This is a genomic window from Ideonella paludis, assembly GCF_018069865.1.
Classification (GTDB): Bacteria; Pseudomonadota; Gammaproteobacteria; order Burkholderiales; family Burkholderiaceae_C; genus Ideonella; species Ideonella paludis.
The window spans coordinates 66,048-82,807 of record NZ_JAGQDG010000006.1; the positions used below are offsets into that span (position 1 = coordinate 66,048).

Consider the following 16,760-nt stretch of genomic DNA (forward strand, 5'->3'; position numbering starts at 1 on the left):
TCCTCCAGACAGGCTCTTTTCCATGTGCGCAGAATTACTTGCGCAGACCCAGCTTTTGAATCAAAGCGGTGTAGCGGTCAGCATCCTTGCCCTTGAGGTAGGACAGCAGGCGCTTGCGCTGGTTAACCATCTTCAGCAGACCGCGACGACCGTGGTGGTCCTTGAGGTGCAGCTTGAAGTGGGGGGTCAGCTCGTTGATGCGAGCGGTCAGCAAAGCCACTTGGACTTCGGGAGAACCCGTGTCAGCAGCGCCGCGGGCGTGGGCCTGAACAATCTCGGCCTTCTTGGTAGCAGCCATGGTCATGGCGATTTCCTTTATAAATGGTCCCCGCCGCCATGTACTTAAAGCGTTGTACTGCGCTGCGGTTTCCTGTTTCGACTTGCGATCACGGGTGAAACCGACCCATGTCGTGCTTGGTTTGCCCCCTTCAAGTCGCCTTGATTTGGACAAAACCACTGGATTCTAACCCAAAGCACCCCTGCACTCCAAAGCACGATCAAGAGGGCATCCACACCCCTAAGCTGCAGACCCCTAGGGTGTGGGTGGTCGGGTAGTTTCCCGCCCCCCCGTCGGGGGAGAGGCGCACTAAAGTCGGCGCTGCCAAATTACGTCGACCTCCTGAAAAGGGGGCGGCCCAGATAAACCTCACATTTTGAGTTCAACCCATGAAACAGTTTTCTAGCAAGCTCTGCACCGTGATGGTGGCCGTCGCCGGCCTCGCCTCTGCTTCAACGGTATTTGCGGCCAAGGACGATATCCTGAGCCACCGCTGCCACACAGTCGCCCCCGAGCCGGCCGAGCGTGCTGCCATTGACGAGCGCCTCAGCGCCTTCCGCAATATGCGCATGGCGCGCGGGGTTGAAGTTCAGCGCGCCGTCGGCAGCGTCACCATCCCGGTGTGGTTTCATGTCATCCGCAAGGGCACCGGCATCGCCAACGGTGATATCCCGCAGTCGCAGATTGACGACCAGATCGCTGTTTTGAACGCCGCCTATTCCAGCACCCCGTTCGTTTTCCAGCTGGTGGGGGTTGATCGGACTACTAACTCGACCTGGTTCAAGATGACGCCCGGCACCAAAGCAGAGAAGGCTGCGAAGACCGCCCTGCGCAAAGGCGGCCCCGAAACCCTGAATCTCTACTCGGCCAATCCTGGTCTCGGCCTGTTGGGTTGGGCCACCTTCCCGAGCAGTTATGCGGGCGCACCGACCCAGGACGGTGTGGTGGTCAAATTCTCCAGCGTCCCTGGCGGCACCGCCGCGCCCTACAACGAAGGCGACACAGGCACCCATGAAGTGGGCCACTGGCTGGGCCTCTATCACACCTTCCAAGGTGGCTGCGCGAATCCCGGTGACTCCGTGACGGACACCGCTGCAGAAAAATCTGCGGCCTATGGTTGCCCAGTCGGCCGTGACACCTGCACCGGCGCGGGTCTGGACCCCATCACCAACTTCATGGACTACACCGACGACAGCTGCATGAACCAGTTCACCGCCGGCCAAGTCACCCGCATGGACCAGATGCATCAGCAGTACCGCACACCGGCACTGCGCCTGAGCAGCCGCTGATCCCTGTCAGGCCTTGGGCCTGAGCCAGCCGCCCCACATCAGTCGGGCGGCTTTTTTCCGTCAGGCTGCGGGCCGCACCATACGGCAAGTGCTGGGCATGCTCAGCTCAGCAGGCTCGAAACGGCGCACGCTGCGGAACCCAAAGCCGGACCCCTCGACATCAAAGGCCACGCCGTCTTTGCCCGCCTTGTCCATCACGCTGACATAAAGCGGTTGCTGCAACTGGTGGTCTTGCATGCGCATCACGCCGGAGTGAATGCCCCCTAAGGCGCGGCCATCGTAGCTCATGCCCTCCAAGGCTCTTGCGACGGCCCCGGCCTCCGTGCTGCGGGCCTTCTCCATGGCTGCGACCACCATCTCCACGGCAGATTGCATGCGCGCATGCAAGTAGTCGTCCTTGGGGTCAGGGAAGCGCTGGCGGAACTGCTTGACGAAGTGATCCGACGCCTTGCCACCCGCATTGGGGTGCCACTCTGCCACCGCCATGACTGAGCCCACACCAGCTTCGCCGATAGCTGCCGGCACACCCAACGCGTTGCCGTAAAAGGTGTAGAACTTCACCGGCAAGCCCAGGTCTCGAACGGCCTTGACCAGCAAGGTCAAATCATTGCCCCAGTTGCCGGTGACCACGGCTTGCGCGCCACTGGCGCGAATTTTGTTGGCATAAGGCAAGAAGTCCTTGACGCGCCCCATCGGGTGCAGCTCTTCGCCGACGATCTCGATATCTGGGCGTTTCGCTGCCAACATGGCCCGCGCCTGCTTCACCACATGCTGACCGAAACTGTAGTCTTGGCCGATCAGATAGACCTTCTGCGTGCGGGTGTCGCTCTTCATCACCTCGGTCAGTGCCGCCAAGCGCATGTCGGCATGGGCATCAAAGCGGAAGTGCCAAAAGCTGCAGCGCTCATTGGTGAGCGCAGGCTCCACCGCGGAGTAGTTCAGGAACAAAGCTCTCCGGCTGGGCTCGCGCTCGTTGTGCTTGTTCAAGGCGTCAATCAGGGCCCCCGCAATCGCCGAACTATTGCCCTGCAGGATGACCGAGATGCGCTGGTCTGTGGCGCCTTTGAGCTGCGCCAAGGCCTCGTCGGTGTTGCCTTTGCTGTCAAACCGAACCAAGTTCAGGGGCCTGTTGCCACCCGGCAGGCGCACGCCACCCCGAGCATTGACGCGCTCGGTCGCCCACAGCAAGTTGCGCCAAACGGCTTCACCCGCGTTGGCGAACGGGCCAGAGAGCCCTTCGATCAATGCAAGGCGGATTGGCTCAGCATTGGCGGAGGCCCAGCCCGGCAGGGCTAAACCTGCGGCGGCCGCAGCCAAACAAGAACGTCGAGAAAATGCAGTGCGGTTCATGTCAAAAGTACCCTCAAAACAAAATGCCGCTGACTCCTCAGCGGCACTCTTGCTGTTCATTTTAAGAGTGAGTCACCGGGACCAGCACGCATCCCCCCACAATGCTCAGGTCTCGGCTCTGAGGGCCTCACTCAGCGGCCAGCGCGGCTTGACATCAAAGCCGTAGTCAGGCTGAGGGGCCGCAAGGCCTGCGTCCAGCCGCATGGCGGCGGCCATCGCAATCATGGCGCCGTTGTCCGTGCAAAGCGCGAGTTCTGGGTAATGCACCTGCCAAGCCCGTTTCTGGGCCGCTGCATTGAGCTGACGACGCAGCTCTGAATTGGCGCCCACGCCACCTGCCACCACCAGGCGGGTCAGGCCAGCGGCCTTCACCGCCCGAACGGCTTTGGTCACCAAGACCTCCACAATGGCGGCTTGAGTGCTGGCGGCCAAGTCCGCGCGCTGCTGCAGCGTGGGGTCATCGCCCAGGCGCTTGAGCGCCGTCATGACCGCTGTCTTCAATCCGGCGAACGAAAAATCCGCATTGCGCTGATGCAGCAGCGGCCTGGGCAGCTCAAACGCCGCCGGGTCGCCTTGAGTCGCCAAGCGCGCCAAGGCCGGCCCGCCAGGGTAGCCCAAGCCGAGCAGTTTGGCCGACTTGTCAAAAGCCTCGCCGGCCGCATCGTCGATGGTTTCGCCCAAGAGACTGTACTGCCCTACCCCGTCGACCCGCATCAGTTGCGTGTGGCCACCGGACACCAGCAAGGCCACAAAGGGAAAGCGGGGGGGATCAGCCGATAAAAACGGCGACAGCAAATGCCCTTCTAAGTGGTGAATACCGATGGTGGGCTTATCCAAGGCTGCCGCGATGGCACACGCAGCCCCAGCCCCCACCAGCAAAGCGCCCGCCAAGCCAGGCCCACGAGTGAACGCCACAACATCCACGTCGGACAGGGTGAACTGCGCCTGCGACAGCGCTTGCCGGGCCAGAGGAATGACCCGCCGAATATGGTCGCGCGAGGCCAACTCAGGCACTACGCCACCATAGGCTTCGTGCATCTTGACTTGGCTGTACAAGGCGTCGCCCAACAGACGCGGCAAGCCATCAGACTGCCGAGCCACCACAGCCACCCCCGTCTCATCACAAGAGGACTCAATGCCCAAAACAATCATGCAGCCTCCCTGTGGCAGTTGGGGCTGCCGCAGCGCCCCCACTTTGGAACAAATGGTCACGATCAAGCAGGTCTTCCCCAAGCGCGATGGAGCCGTTCAGAGGATATGCTCTGCAGGATGAGGTCAGCAACAGAACCTCACGCAGTCACAGAAATACATAGGGATCGTTGGGACCATGAATGAGTTTAAGTTGACCGCCTGGCCAGACCTGCCAGCGGCATTCCGTCAGATTGGCTACCGGCGCATGCTGAGCGACCTCTCGCAGCGTCACATCACGGAGGCCGAGCTCGTGCGTGGCAGCGGCCTGTCGCGCCACGAAGTGCGCTCACTGCTGCATTTTCTCAAAGAGAAGCACCTGCTCGACACCCGGCCCTGCCACCGCACAGAAACCCGCTGGCCGCGCCCAACGCTGGCACGCCTGCGCCAATGGTGGCGGGTGGTGCGCGCCTGACATCCCGCCAGGCCTGCGCTCAGTGGCGCTCTCGGGCGTGGTTGATCGTGTATTTGGGAATCTCGATCAACACATCCGCGTCACTCAAGATGGCCTGACAGGCCAAACGAGAGCTGGGGGTCAGGCCCCAAGCCTTGTCCAACAGGTCTTCTTCGATTTCGTCGATCTCGCCCAGCGAGCTCAGGCCTTGCTTGACCACCACATGGCAGGTCGTGCAGGCGCAACTCATCTCGCAAGCGTGTTCCAGCGCAATGCCGTTCTCGACCAAGGCCTCGCAAATCGAGGTTCCAGCGGGTGCTTCAATTTCGTCGCCCTGGGGGCACAACTCAGCGTGCGGCAATATCTTGATCACTGGCATGGGGTCAACCTTTTCAGAGCGCGTCCAGGCGGCGCCCAGTCAGCGCTGCTTGGATGCCACGGTTCATGCGGGCAGCGGCAAAGGCTTCCGTGCCTTGCGCCAAAGCTTCCACCGCATCGTTAATCTTTTGGGCGCCGTCTAGGCCGCGGGCTTCGGCCGCAGTGCGGCTCAAGGCCTGCAGCAGCGCCTCGATGGACTGGCGTTCTTGCTCGTCCAGCAAGTCACCATCTGCAGCCAGCGCTGCGCGGGTGGCCAAGCTCATGCGCTCCGCCTCCACAGCCGCCTCTCGCAGCCCACGCGCCTGCATGTCTTCTTCAGCGCTGCTGAAGCCGTCTTTCAACATGCGGGCAATGTCATCATCCGCCAAGCCATAGCTCGGCTTCACTTGCACGGCAGCCTCCACGCCTGACGTCAACTCCTTGGCATTGACGCTCAGCAGGCCGTCGGCATCGACTTGGAAGGTCACCCGGATGCGAGCCGCCCCAGCCACCATGGGCGGGATACCGCGCAGCTCAAAGCGCGCCAATGAACGGCAATCGCTGATCAGCTCGCGCTCACCCTGCACCACGTGCACGGCCATCGCCGTTTGGCCGTCTTTGAAGGTCGTAAAGTCTTGGGCCTTCGCGACCGGGATGGTGGTGTTGCGCTCAATCACGCGCTCCACCAAGCCGCCCATGGTCTCCAAGCCCAAAGACAGCGGGATCACATCCAAGAGCAGCAGTTCCCCATTGGTCGCATTGCCCGCCAAGGCATTTGCCTGAATGGCGGCACCAATCGCCACCACCTCATCCGGATTCACATTGGTCAGCGGGGGGCGACCGAAAAACTGGCCCACCGCCGCTTGCACGGCAGACAGCCGAGTCGAGCCGCCGACCATGACGACACCTTGAACCTCGTCGCGCTGCACCTTGGCATCACGCAGCACTTTGCGGACCGCCGACAGCGTGCGATCCACCAAAGGTTTGGTCAGGCCGTCAAAAACCTCTTGGCTCAGGGGCAAAGAGACGGCGCCCGAAGACAGCGTCGCGGTCAATGTGACTGGGTGGCCGAGGCTCAGGGCTTCTTTGGCGGCCCTGGCGGCCACCAGCAATGAGCGCTGATCCTGCGGTGATTGAATGCTCAGGCCGGCGCTGGCCACCGCCCAGTCGGCCAAGGCATGGTCAAAATCATCACCACCCAGCGACGCATCGCCGCCGGTGGCCACCACCTCAAAAACACCTTTGGAGAGGCGCAGCAAAGAGATGTCGAACGTGCCGCCGCCCAGGTCATAGACGGCGTAGAGGCCTTCGCTGCCATTGTCTAGGCCATACGCCACCGCTGCGGCTGTAGGCTCGTTGATCAGGCGAAGCACATTCAACCCGGCCAGTTGCGCGGCATCTTTGGTGGCTTGGCGCTGCGCATCGTCGAAATAGGCTGGCACGGTGATCACCGCGCCATAGAGGTCGTCGTTAAAGGTGTCTTCAGCGCGAAAGCGCAGGGTGGCCAGGATCTCGGCGGACACTTCCACCGGCGTCTTCAAGCCCTGGCGAGTTTGCAGCGCCAACATGCCGGGTTGGTCCACAAAGGCATAGGGCAATTTGTCGCGATGCGCCACATCAGCCACCCGACGGCCCATGAAGCGCTTCACCGAGACGATGGTGTTCTCAGGGTCCTCGGCTTGCGCCGCAGCAGCCTGCCAGCCAATCTGGCGGCCCTGCCCTTCCAGGTAGCGCACAACCGACGGCAGCATCAAGCGCCCTTCCCCATCGGGCAAGCATTCCGCCACACCGTGGCGCAGCGAGGCCACCAAGGAGTTGGTAGTGCCCAAGTCAATGCCCACCGCAATCCGGCGCTGGTGAGGGTCCGGCGCTTGGCCTGGTTCAGAAATCTGCAACAAAGCCATAGGGCATCAAACTTCAAAGGCTTCCAGCCGACGGCCAAGGTCAGCACGGAAGCGGTTCACAAACATCAGGGCGCGCACCTGCTGGGCGGCGGCGGGGGCATCGCCTTCTTCATCCAAGAGCCGGGCCAGATCCGCCAACACCGCGCGCTCAGCCTGGCTCACGGTGTCATCCAGGGCCTCGACTTCGGCTTGGGTGCGGGCCTCCTCCAGCGCCTCACGCCAAGCCATCTGCTGCATCAAGAAGGCACCTGGCATGGCCGTGTTGCTCTCGGCATTCACGGGAGCCCCTCGCAACTCGCAGAGATACTGGGCTCGGCTCTGAGGGTCACGCAGGCGCTGGTAGGCTTCGTTGACACGCACGGCCCATTGCATGGCCACGCGCTGTGCGGCTGCGCCTTGGCTGGCAAACCGGTCTGGATGCACCTGCCCCTGCAGTGCACGCCACTGTTGGTCGAGCAGCGCCCTATCAAGCGCAAACTGCTGGGGCAGGCCCAGCAGTGTGAAGTCGTCGTCTTGGAGGTTCATACCCATCAGGGCCGGGCCAGCCCGCACCTCGCAGGGTGCGGTGGCTCATGCCACAGGCTCATACCCGGAATGATTCGCCGCAACCGCAACGATCTTTCTCACGCGGGTTGTGAAACTTGAAGCCTTCATTCAGGCCTTCACGCACGAAGTCCAGCTCGGTGCCGTCCAAGTAAGGCAGGCTCTTGGGGTCAATCAACACCTTGACACCGTGTCCTTCGAACACCACGTCATCGGGCGTGACATCGTCGGCGTACTCCAGCTTGTAGGCCAAGCCGGAGCAGCCTGTGGTCTTCACACCCAGGCGCACGCCCACGCCCTTGCCACGTCGGGCCAAATAGCGCGTCACATGCCGTGCCGCTGCTTCAGTCAGGGTGACAGCCATGACGATCAGCTCGCTTGCGTGTTGTGGCGCGACTTGTAGTCATCCACAGCCGCCTTGATGGCGTCTTCGGCCAAGATCGAGCAGTGAATCTTGACCGGCGGCAGGGCCAGCTCTTCGGCGATCTGCGTGTTCTTGATCTCAAGCGCTTGATCCAAGGACTTGCCCTTGACCCATTCGGTCACCAAGGAGCTCGATGCAATGGCCGAGCCGCAACCATAGGTCTTGAAGCGTGCGTCTTCGATCAAGCCGGTCGCCGGGTTGACCTTGATCTGCAGCTTCATCACGTCGCCACAGGCTGGTGCACCGACCATGCCAGTGCCTACGTCGTCGTCACCTTTTTCGAAAGCGCCCACATTGCGGGGGTTCTCGTAGTGATCAATCACCTTGTCGCTGTATGCCATGTGTGTTCTCCAGATTCAATGTGCGGCCCATTGGATGGTCGAGAGATCGATGCCATCCTTGTACATATCCCACAGCGGAGACAGCTCACGCAGCTTGGCCACCCGCTCCTTGAGCGTGGCAATGGCGTAGTCAATCTCCTCTTCCGTCGTGAAGCGGCCAATCGTCATGCGCAGCGAGGAGTGCGCGAGTTCATCGCTGCGGCCCAAAGCGCGCAACACGTAGCTGGGCTCCAGGCTGGCGGACGTACAGGCCGAGCCTGAGGACACCGCCAAACCCTTCACGCCCATGATGAGCGACTCGCCTTCCACATAGTTGAACGAGATATTCAGGTTGTGGGGCACCCGACGGGTCAAGTCACCATTGATGAAGGTCTGCTCGATCTCCGACAAGCCCTTGACCAAGCGCTCGTGCAAGGCTTTGATGCGGACATGCTCGGTGGCCATCTCTTCCTTGGCGATGCGGAAAGCCTCGCCCATGCCAATGCACTGGTGAGTGGGCAAGGTGCCCGAACGCAGGCCGCGCTCATGGCCTCCGCCGTGCATCTGCGCCTCCAGGCGCACTCGCGGCTTGCGGCGTACATACAGTGCGCCAATGCCCTTGGGGCCATAGGTCTTGTGCGAGGCCAAGCTCATCAGGTCGATGGGCAAGTTCTTCATGTCGATCTCGACCTTACCCGTCGCCTGTGCGGCATCGACGTGAAAGATCACCCCACGCTCACGGCAGAGTTGCCCCAGCGCGACCACGTCTTGGATGACGCCGATCTCGTTGTTGACAAACATGACCGACGCCAAGATGGTGTCCGGGCGAATGGCCGCCTTGAAGGCGTCGAAGTCCAGCAAACCATCCGCCTGAACATCAAGGTAGGTGACCTCAAAGCCCTGACGCTCCAGCTCACGCATGGTGTCAAGTACGGCTTTGTGCTCGGTCTTCACCGTGATCAGATGCTTGCCCTTGCTGGCATAGAAATTCGCCGCGCCCTTGATGGCCAAGTTGTTGGACTCGGTCGCACCGGAGGTCCACACAATCTCGCGAGGGTCAGCGCCGATCAGGTCCGCGACCTGTTGGCGCGCCTTCTCAACCGCCTCTTCGGCCTCCCAGCCCCACGCGTGGCTGCGGGATGCAGGGTTGCCAAAGTGCTCTCGCAACCACGGCACCATCACGTCAACAACGCGAGGGTCCACCGGCGTGGTGGCACCGTAATCCATGTAGATGGGGAAATGCGGGGTCATGTCCATAGCAAAGCTCGCCACAGCGGGCACGCAAAGAGCCGCGCCGGGCAAAAGGGAGTTACTTAGAAAATGCGTTGCCCAAGGCAAACACAGAATTCGGGGCCGTGATCTTGATGGGCTTGACCACCGGCGCTGAGGAAATGGCACGCTTCAGCGGTGTCTCCTCAATCGACACACCCTTGGCGAGTTGGTCATCCACCAGCTTTCGCAGGGTGATGGAATCCAGGTACTCGATCATCTTGGCGTTCAAGTTGGCCCACAACTCATGGGTCATGCAGCGGCCTGCGTCATCGCCCATGCAGTTTTCCTTGCCACCGCAGCCGGTGGCATCAATGGGCTCGTCCACGGCCACGATGATGTCGGCCACACTGATCTCATCCGCCTTGCGGCCCAGTGAGTAGCCGCCGCCTGGGCCCCGCGTGCTTTCCACCAGTTCATGGCGGCGTAGCTTGCCGAACAATTGTTCGAGGTAAGACAGCGAGATTTGCTGGCGCTGGCTGATGGCCGCCAGAGCCACAGGCCCATTGTTGGAGCGCAAAGCCAGATCAATCATGGCCGTGACCGCAAAGCGGCCTTTGGTCGTCAAACGCATGAAACTCTCCTGTCTAGGGTCAGCACGATGCTGGCCGATGCCGAACTGGCACCTGACGCCAGATCCACGGTGGTGGGCTTCATCACACCGATGCGTCGGCGGGTAGGCCGACATCACCCGGAAAAACCCTTGGGTGATTCCGACTGATTTGCTCGATTATAGGGGAAGCCGAGTCTTTTAGTCGTGTATCCGGCAGAAAAGTTCCCTGCGTTTTGCAGGGTCAACGCGCTGCGTGCCTTTTGTGCACCTCGGACAAGGGGATGACCTGGGCGTCGTGGCCACCACCCGCCCCAAAAGCCTGCTCGCGCAACTGCGCCAATTGGTCGCGAATCCGCGCCGCCTTTTCAAACTCCAAGGCACGCGCGCACTCCAGCATTTGCTTTTCCAGCGTTTTGATGCGTTTGCTGAGGTCTTTTTCGCTCAAGATCTCGATGTCTGCCGCCTGCTGGGCCAAACGCAAGTCGTCTTGGCCGGACTTCTCAGCCACCACGCCGTCAATCAACTCAATCACGCGTTTACGAATGCCCTGCGGCACGATGCCCAATGCCTCGTTATGAGCGATCTGCTTGGCCCGGCGCCGTTCCGTCTCTGAAATGGCCTTTCGCATGGACTCGGTGATGCGGTCCGCATACAGAATGGCGCGTCCATTCACATTGCGCGCTGCACGCCCGATGGTCTGAATCAGGCTGCGCTCCGCGCGCAAGAAGCCTTCTTTGTCGGCGTCCAAGATGGCGACCAGGGCCACCTCCGGGATGTCCAAGCCTTCACGCAGCAGGTTGATGCCCACCAGCACATCGAAATGCCCGAGGCGCAGGTCACGGATGATCTCCACCCGCTCCACCGTATCGATGTCTGAGTGGAGATAGCGCACCTTGACGCCGTTCTCGGTGAGGTAGTCCGTCAACTGCTCGGCCATGCGCTTGGTCAGGGTGGTGATCAACACACGCTCGCCGGCCTCCACCCCCTGGCGGATCTCCTGCAGCACATCGTCCACCTGGTGGGTGGCCGGCCTCACTTCCACAATAGGGTCCAGCAAGCCTGTGGGTCGCACCACCTGCTCGACGACCTGACCCGCGTGGGTCTTCTCGTAATCGGCAGGTGTGGCCGAGACGAAGATGCATTGGCGCATGCGGCGCTCAAACTCTTCGAACTTCAGCGGTCGGTTGTCCATGGCACTGGGCAGACGAAAGCCGTAGTCCACCAAGGTCGATTTGCGCGCGCGGTCGCCGTTATACATGCCACCAAACTGGCCGATGGTCACATGGCTTTCGTCAATGAACATCAGCGCATCGGCCGGCATGTAGTCCACCATGGTCGGCGGCGGGTCGCCCGGCGTGGCGCCCGAAAGATGCCGGGTGTAGTTCTCAATGCCCTTGCAGTGCCCCACTTCTTGCAGCATTTCAATGTCGAAACGGGTGCGCTGCTCAATGCGCTGAGCCTCGACCAACTTACCCTCTTTCACATAGAAGTCCACCCGCTCACGCAACTCCGCCTTGATACCCTCCAGAGCGGCCAATACTCGCTCCCGAGGGGTGACGTAATGGCTGGCCGGGTAGATGGTGAAGCGGGGTACTTTTTGCCGAACTTGGCCGGTGAGTGGGTCGAGCAAGGAGAGTGATTCGACATCGTCATCGAACAGCTCAATGCGCACCGCCAACTCGGAATGCTCCGCCGGGAACACGTCGATGGTGTCACCACGCACCCGGAAGCTGCCCCGGGAGAAGTCGATGTCGTTGCGGCTGTATTGCATGCGTGTGAGTTGCGCAATCACATCGCGCTGGCCGATCTTGTCCCCCACCCGCAAGATGAAGCGCATCTGCGTGTAGTCCTCGGGCTTGCCAATGCCATAGATGGCGCTGACGGAGGCCACCACAATCGTGTCGCGCCGCTCCAGAACGCTCTTGGTGGCAGAGAGCCGCATCTGCTCGATGTGCTCGTTGATGGCCGAGTCTTTCTCGATGAACAGATCCCGCTGCGGCACATAGGCTTCGGGCTGGTAGTAGTCGTAATAACTGACGAAATACTCCACCGCGTTTTTGGGGAAAAACTCGCGGAATTCGGCATACAACTGCGCAGCCAAAGTTTTGTTATGCGCAAAGATGATGGCGGGCCGACCCATGCGAGCGATCACATTGGCCATGGTGAAGGTCTTGCCCGAGCCCGTGACGCCCAGCAAGGTTTGAAAGGCCAACCCGTCGTTCAAGCCTTCGACCAGGCCGGCAATCGCTGCGGGCTGATCGCCTGCGGGTTGATAAGCGCAAAACAGCTGAAACGGTGAATCGGGAAAGCTCACGAACTCGCCCGCGGGATATTCCACATCGGGCACAGCAGCCACAGCATCTGACATCGGGTATTCCCTGAAACTTTGCGTAAAATCGCGCGGCTTGACCCGGCTGGGCCCAAGCGAACCTGACAGCGTAGCGCATCTCCGAGCTGCCTGCGCGCTACTTTCTGCATCTCCCCTGATACACAGGACCCACCCATGTCGCTCTTCGCCGCCGTCGAAATGGCCCCTCGTGACCCGATCCTCGGGCTCAACGAACAATTCAATGCCGACACCAACCCTGCCAAAGTCAACTTGGGCGTGGGTGTGTACACCGACGAAAACGGCAAGCTGCCCTTGCTGGCCTGCGTCAAGGCCGCCGAACAGCAATTGATCGAAGCGGCCCGCGCTCGGGGCTACCTGCCCATCGACGGCATTGCGGCCTACGACAAGGCCGTGCAAGGCCTGGTCTTTGGCGAGAACAGCCCGCTGCTGGCCGCCGGCCGCGTGGCCACCGTTCAAGCCCTGGGCGGCACCGGTGGCCTGAAGGTTGGCGCCGACTTCTTGAAAAAGGTCAACCCCAGCGCCAAGGTGTTGATCAGTGACCCCTCTTGGGAGAACCACCGCGCTTTGTTCACCAATGCGGGTTTCACTGTCGAGACCTACCCCTACTACGACGCCGACAAGCGCGGCGTGAACTTCGAGGCCATGTTGGCCTGCTTGAACAGTGCCGCCGCAGGCACCGTGGTGGTGTTGCACGCTTGCTGCCATAACCCGACGGGCTATGACATCAGCGCCGCCCAGTGGGAGCAAGTGATTGCGGCCGTCAAGGCCCGCAACTTGGTGGCCTTCCTCGACATGGCTTACCAGGGCTTTGGCGATGGCATCGCCGAAGACGGCGCCGTGATCGCCCAGTTCGTGGCCGCAGGCATTGACTTCTTTGTCTCAACCTCGTTCTCCAAGAGCTTCTCGCTCTACGGCGAGCGCGTGGGGGCGTTGAGCGTGGTGTGCTCCTCCAAAGAGGAAACGGCGCGTGTGCTGAGCCAGTTGAAGATCGCCATCCGCACCAACTACTCCAACCCACCCACCCACGGCGCGCAAGTCGTGGCCACGGTGTTGACCACGCCCGCCCTGCGCGCCCAGTGGGAGCAAGAGCTGGCCGGCATGCGCAACCGCATCAAGGCCATGCGCGGCGCTTTGGTGGAGCAGCTCAAAGCGGCCGGCGTGACGGCCGACATGAGCTTCATCACCACCCAGCGCGGCATGTTCAGCTATTCGGGCCTGAACAAGGCCCAAATGGAGCGTCTGCGCAACGAGTTTGGCGTCTATGGCGTCGACTCGGGCCGCATCTGCGTCGCGGCTTTGAATGAAAAGAACATTCGCTACGTGACAGAATCCATCGCCAAGGTGCTTTAAGGGCGCCTAGGCACCGCTCTCTAAGAAAGGCCCTCATCAGGGCCTTTTTTCTTGTCTGACAGTCACTTACCCCTCATTTCAGCCTTTAGGCGGCATGCCGATTACGCATGATGCTGTGGAATGCACTGATGTAGAACTACCATGTTGCAGTGCACAATTCAATGCATAGCCCGTGCAGCGCTGTCTTGTCAGGCTGGCATCAGCCACCCCTTGGCATCATTGCTGTCTGGACTTGATCGTCATCAAGCCAATTTAGGAGCCCCTTCATGCTGTATCAGCTCTATGAGACGCAACGTGCTCTGATGGCACCGTTCTCTGAATTCGCCAGCGCCTCGGCGAAGCTTTACAGCCACCCGCTGTCACCCTTCACCCACACTCCCATGGCGCAGCGCGTCTCGGCGGGTCTGGATCTGATGCACCGCTTGGCCAAGGACTACGAGAAGCCCGAGTTCGGCATCAAGACCGTGAAGGTCAACGGCACCGAGGTGGCCGTTCAAGAACAGGTCGCCATTCACAAGCCCTTTTGCCGCCTGATCCGCTTCAAGCGGTTCACGGACGAGACAGCCGCCCTGGCCACCATGAAGAACCAGCCCAAGGTGCTGTTGGTCGCGCCCTTGTCGGGCCACCACTCCACCTTGTTGCGCGACACCGTGCGCAGCCTGCTGCAGGACCACAAGGTCTACATCACCGACTGGACCGACGCCCGCATGGTGCCCACCGAAGTCGGCCCCTTCCACCTTAACGACTACGTGCGCTATGTGCAGGAATTCATCCGCCACATTGGCCCCGAAGTCAATGTGATCTCGGTGTGCCAGCCTACGGTGCCCGTGCTGGCGGCCATCTCGCTGCTGGCCACGCATGGTGAGTTCACACCCCGCACCATGACCATGATGGGCGGCCCCATTGATGCGCGCAAGTCGCCGACGGCCGTGAACAACTTGGCCATGAACAAGAGCCACAGCTGGTTCGAGAACAACGTCATCTACCGCGTGCCGCCGAACTTCCCCGGCGCCGGTCGTGCCGTTTACCCAGGCTTCTTGCAGCACACCGGCTTCGTGGCCATGAACCCCGACCGCCACCTCAGCTCGCACTACGACTACTTCCTGGACCTGATCCGCGGCGACGACGACAGCGCGGAATCCCACCGCGAGTTCTACGACGAGTACAACGCGGTGCTGGACATGCCCGCCGAGTACTACCTGGAGACCATCAAGGCCGTCTTCCAGGACTTCGCCTTGGTCAATGGGACCTGGGAAGTGGACGGCACCTTCGTGCGCCCGCAAGACATCAAGACCACCGCCCTGCTGACCGTCGAGGGTGAGTTGGACGACATCTCGGGCGCTGGCCAAACCAAGGCGGCGCACGACCTGTGCACGGGCATCCCCTCCGAGCGCCAATTCCACTACGACGTGGCCGGCGCTGGGCACTACGGCATCTTCTCGGGCCGTCGTTGGCGCGAAAAGGTCTATCCGGAAGTGCGCGCCTTTATCGCCGCCAATCACCCCAAGGCTGTTGAACCAACGCCCGCGCCCGCCCCTGCCGCGGAGCCCGTGGCACACATTCCTGCCGTGGCGGCTCCCGCGCCCACGCCTGCAACGAGCGCTGCGCCTAAGGCGCCGGCTGCTGCCCGCAAGCCTGCAGCCAAGGCAGCCACCCCGGCTGCTAAGCCCAAGCAAAAGCCCGCGGTGAAGGCGGCTGCACCGGCCCCGCAGCCGGAGCCCGTCGTCAAGGCGGCAGCACCAGCCCGCAAGGCCGCGCCGCGCAAAACGCGCGGCTGACCCTGGATACGTGAGGGTTCCCCTGCCGAGGCCGACTCGGCAGGGATAATCGGGCGGGTGAACCCCGCCCTTTCTTTTTCTGTCGAGGCATTGGCCCAAGCGCTGGATGCCGCCCTCCCCCAAACCCAGTGCACCCGCTGTGGCTACCCGGACTGCCACAGCTATGCCCTTGCCATGGCGCAGGGCGAGGCCCCCATCAACCAGTGCCCGCCCGGCGGTGCTGAAGGCATCATTCGCCTGGCAGCACTGTGCCGCCAGCCCGTGCAAGCGCTGAACCCCGCGCATGGGCTGGAGAAGCCGCGCGCTGTGGCCATCATCGACGAGAGCTGGTGCATCGGCTGCACGCTGTGCATCAAGGCCTGCCCGGTGGATTGCATCGTCGGCGCCTCCAAACGCATGCACACCGTGGTGGAAAAGGATTGCACGGGGTGCGAGCTGTGTGTGCCCGCCTGCCCGGTGGACTGCATCACCATGCAGCCTGTGACGGGCGAGGCCACCGGCTGGGCGGCGTGGAGCCCAGAGCAGGCCGAGCAGGCCCGCCAGCGCTATGCCTTCCACCAAATGCGGGTAGAGCGAGAGAAGCGCGAGAACGACGAGCGCCTGGCAGCCAAGGCTGCCCACAAGCTCTCGGACCTGGAGAACCAAACCCTGCACACCGACCCGGCGGTGATCGAGCGCAAGCGAGCCGTCATTGAAGCCGCTTTGGCCCGAGCCCGCGCCCAGCGTGCTCCGACTGAGAGTGAGAAAGGCGACTCGTGAACACCCAGCAGATCGAGACCTTTTTTGCCACGCTGCAGGCCGCCAACCCACACCCAGAGACCGAACTCCAGTTCACCAATGTCTTTGAGTTGCTGGCTGCCGTGCTGCTCTCAGCGCAGGCCACAGACGTCAGCGTCAACAAGGCCACGCGCAGCTTGTTTGCCAAGGCACCCACGCCTCAAAAAATGTGGGCGCTGGGCGTGGCGGAGGTCGAGCAGCACATCAAAACCATCGGGCTGTTTCGCACCAAGGCCAAAAATCTGGTCGAAACCAGCCGGATCTTGGTGACCGACCATGGTGGCAAAGTGCCCCACAGCCGCGAAGCCTTGGAGGCCTTGCCCGGCGTGGGCCGCAAGACGGCCAATGTGGTGCTGAACGTCGCCTTCGGCGAGCCGACCATGGCGGTAGACACCCACATTTTCCGGGTGGGCAACCGCACCGGCCTGGCGCCTGGGCGCAACCCGCGTGAGGTCGAAGACGCCCTGCTGGCACGCATCCCTGCGGCCTATAGAGTGGATGCACACCATTGGCTGATCCTGCATGGCCGCTACATCTGCCAGGCTCGCAGCCCACGCTGTGCGGCCTGCCAGGTATCGAGCTGCTGCGATTTCGAGCCCAAGACGACGGCTCGCTAAAAGCCCAAGGGAAACTGGCG

17 protein-coding genes are annotated in these 16,760 nt (G+C 61.9%); 6 read left to right on the forward strand and 11 right to left on the reverse strand.

Translation table 11 applies throughout. From position 1 onward, the window contains the following. Positions 1-34: 34 nt before the first annotated feature. Positions 35-298, reverse strand: coding sequence for a 30S ribosomal protein S15 (rpsO, locus tag KAK11_RS15685; RefSeq protein ID WP_375140695.1), 264 nt, complete (start codon positions 296-298; stop codon positions 35-37). A 368-nt stretch (positions 299-666) separates the two neighbouring features. Here rpsO and KAK11_RS15690 point away from each other — a divergent pair, with 368 nt between their 5' ends. Then, the gene (locus KAK11_RS15690; protein ID WP_210810171.1) at positions 667-1,566 is read left to right on the forward strand and encodes a zinc metalloprotease; all 900 of its coding nucleotides are present in this window, start codon (positions 667-669) and stop codon (positions 1,564-1,566) included. 60 nt (positions 1,567-1,626) lie between these two features. Here KAK11_RS15690 and KAK11_RS15695 read toward each other — a convergent pair whose 3' ends face one another. Together KAK11_RS15695 and tsaD are read right to left on the reverse strand one after the other, a co-directional pair. Further along, the gene (locus KAK11_RS15695; protein ID WP_210810172.1) at positions 1,627-2,916 is read right to left on the reverse strand and encodes a branched-chain amino acid ABC transporter substrate-binding protein; all 1,290 of its coding nucleotides are present in this window, start codon (positions 2,914-2,916) and stop codon (positions 1,627-1,629) included. Positions 2,917-3,021: 105 nt separating this feature from the next. After that, complete coding sequence (tsaD, locus tag KAK11_RS15700; RefSeq protein ID WP_210810173.1) at positions 3,022-4,068, reverse strand: tRNA (adenosine(37)-N6)-threonylcarbamoyltransferase complex transferase subunit TsaD; 1,047 nt, start codon at positions 4,066-4,068, stop codon at positions 3,022-3,024. Between the two features lie 175 nt (positions 4,069-4,243). On the opposite strand from tsaD, the gene KAK11_RS15705 reads away from it, so the two are divergent. After that, on the forward strand, positions 4,244-4,519 hold the full coding sequence (locus tag KAK11_RS15705; protein ID WP_210810174.1) for a hypothetical protein: 276 nt from the start codon (positions 4,244-4,246) through the stop codon (positions 4,517-4,519). A gap of 19 nt (positions 4,520-4,538) precedes the next feature. Here KAK11_RS15705 and fdx read toward each other — a convergent pair whose 3' ends face one another. The 8 genes from fdx to uvrB form a co-directional block, all read right to left on the reverse strand. Next, positions 4,539-4,877, reverse strand: a complete 339-nt coding sequence (gene fdx / locus KAK11_RS15710) for an ISC system 2Fe-2S type ferredoxin (RefSeq protein WP_210810175.1) — start codon at positions 4,875-4,877, stop codon at positions 4,539-4,541. A 13-nt stretch (positions 4,878-4,890) separates the two neighbouring features. Continuing rightward, the gene (gene hscA / locus KAK11_RS15715; protein ID WP_210810176.1) at positions 4,891-6,759 is read right to left on the reverse strand and encodes a Fe-S protein assembly chaperone HscA; all 1,869 of its coding nucleotides are present in this window, start codon (positions 6,757-6,759) and stop codon (positions 4,891-4,893) included. A gap of 6 nt (positions 6,760-6,765) precedes the next feature. Next, the gene (gene hscB / locus KAK11_RS15720; protein ID WP_210810177.1) at positions 6,766-7,284 is read right to left on the reverse strand and encodes a Fe-S protein assembly co-chaperone HscB; all 519 of its coding nucleotides are present in this window, start codon (positions 7,282-7,284) and stop codon (positions 6,766-6,768) included. A 58-nt stretch (positions 7,285-7,342) separates the two neighbouring features. Then, positions 7,343-7,666, reverse strand: coding sequence for an iron-sulfur cluster assembly protein IscA (iscA, locus tag KAK11_RS15725; protein WP_210810178.1), 324 nt, complete (start codon positions 7,664-7,666; stop codon positions 7,343-7,345). A gap of 5 nt (positions 7,667-7,671) precedes the next feature. Beyond that, positions 7,672-8,067: a Fe-S cluster assembly scaffold IscU gene (gene iscU / locus KAK11_RS15730; RefSeq protein ID WP_210810179.1), complete on the reverse strand. Its 396-nt coding sequence runs from the start codon at positions 8,065-8,067 to the stop codon at positions 7,672-7,674. 15 nt (positions 8,068-8,082) lie between these two features. Beyond that, on the reverse strand, positions 8,083-9,303 hold the full coding sequence (locus KAK11_RS15735; protein ID WP_210810180.1) for an IscS subfamily cysteine desulfurase: 1,221 nt from the start codon (positions 9,301-9,303) through the stop codon (positions 8,083-8,085). A 52-nt stretch (positions 9,304-9,355) separates the two neighbouring features. Further along, a complete protein-coding gene (gene iscR / locus KAK11_RS15740; RefSeq protein ID WP_210810181.1) occupies positions 9,356-9,889 on the reverse strand; it encodes a Fe-S cluster assembly transcriptional regulator IscR in 534 nt (177 codons plus the stop codon). A 220-nt stretch (positions 9,890-10,109) separates the two neighbouring features. Beyond that, entirely contained in the window at positions 10,110-12,236 is a 2,127-nt protein-coding gene (gene uvrB, locus KAK11_RS15745) for an excinuclease ABC subunit UvrB (protein ID WP_210810182.1), read from the reverse strand. 135 nt (positions 12,237-12,371) lie between these two features. Here uvrB and KAK11_RS15750 point away from each other — a divergent pair, with 135 nt between their 5' ends. From KAK11_RS15750 to nth, 4 genes are all read left to right on the forward strand, one after another. Then, positions 12,372-13,568 carry an amino acid aminotransferase gene (locus KAK11_RS15750; RefSeq protein ID WP_210810183.1) on the forward strand — a complete coding sequence of 399 codons (1,197 nt, stop codon included), beginning with the start codon at positions 12,372-12,374 and terminating at the stop codon, positions 13,566-13,568. A gap of 266 nt (positions 13,569-13,834) precedes the next feature. Continuing rightward, on the forward strand, positions 13,835-15,346 hold the full coding sequence (locus tag KAK11_RS15755) for a polyhydroxyalkanoate depolymerase (protein ID WP_210810184.1): 1,512 nt from the start codon (positions 13,835-13,837) through the stop codon (positions 15,344-15,346). Positions 15,347-15,403: 57 nt separating this feature from the next. Continuing rightward, positions 15,404-16,105, forward strand: coding sequence for an electron transport complex subunit RsxB (gene rsxB / locus KAK11_RS15760; RefSeq protein WP_210810185.1), 702 nt, complete (start codon positions 15,404-15,406; stop codon positions 16,103-16,105). After that, on the forward strand, positions 16,102-16,740 hold the full coding sequence (nth, locus tag KAK11_RS15765) for an endonuclease III (protein WP_210810186.1): 639 nt from the start codon (positions 16,102-16,104) through the stop codon (positions 16,738-16,740). The genes rsxB and nth overlap by 4 nt, the downstream gene beginning before the upstream one ends. Positions 16,741-16,760 lie beyond the last annotated feature (20 nt).

Coding starts and splice junctions, on each gene's coding strand:
- rpsO (WP_375140695.1), bottom strand. CDS start 298: ATGGCTGCTACCAAGAAGGCCGAGATTGTTCAGGCCCACGCCCGCGGC.
- KAK11_RS15690 (WP_210810171.1), top strand. CDS start 667: ATGAAACAGTTTTCTAGCAAGCTCTGCACCGTGATGGTGGCCGTCGCC.
- KAK11_RS15695 (WP_210810172.1), bottom strand. CDS start 2,916: ATGAACCGCACTGCATTTTCTCGACGTTCTTGTTTGGCTGCGGCCGCC.
- tsaD (WP_210810173.1), bottom strand. CDS start 4,068: ATGATTGTTTTGGGCATTGAGTCCTCTTGTGATGAGACGGGGGTGGCT.
- KAK11_RS15705 (WP_210810174.1), top strand. CDS start 4,244: ATGAATGAGTTTAAGTTGACCGCCTGGCCAGACCTGCCAGCGGCATTC.
- fdx (WP_210810175.1), bottom strand. CDS start 4,877: ATGCCAGTGATCAAGATATTGCCGCACGCTGAGTTGTGCCCCCAGGGC.
- hscA (WP_210810176.1), bottom strand. CDS start 6,759: ATGGCTTTGTTGCAGATTTCTGAACCAGGCCAAGCGCCGGACCCTCAC.
- hscB (WP_210810177.1), bottom strand. CDS start 7,284: ATGAACCTCCAAGACGACGACTTCACACTGCTGGGCCTGCCCCAGCAG.
- iscA (WP_210810178.1), bottom strand. CDS start 7,666: ATGGCTGTCACCCTGACTGAAGCAGCGGCACGGCATGTGACGCGCTAT.
- iscU (WP_210810179.1), bottom strand. CDS start 8,067: ATGGCATACAGCGACAAGGTGATTGATCACTACGAGAACCCCCGCAAT.
- KAK11_RS15735 (WP_210810180.1), bottom strand. CDS start 9,303: ATGGACATGACCCCGCATTTCCCCATCTACATGGATTACGGTGCCACC.
- iscR (WP_210810181.1), bottom strand. CDS start 9,889: ATGCGTTTGACGACCAAAGGCCGCTTTGCGGTCACGGCCATGATTGAT.
- uvrB (WP_210810182.1), bottom strand. CDS start 12,236: ATGTCAGATGCTGTGGCTGCTGTGCCCGATGTGGAATATCCCGCGGGC.
- KAK11_RS15750 (WP_210810183.1), top strand. CDS start 12,372: ATGTCGCTCTTCGCCGCCGTCGAAATGGCCCCTCGTGACCCGATCCTC.
- KAK11_RS15755 (WP_210810184.1), top strand. CDS start 13,835: ATGCTGTATCAGCTCTATGAGACGCAACGTGCTCTGATGGCACCGTTC.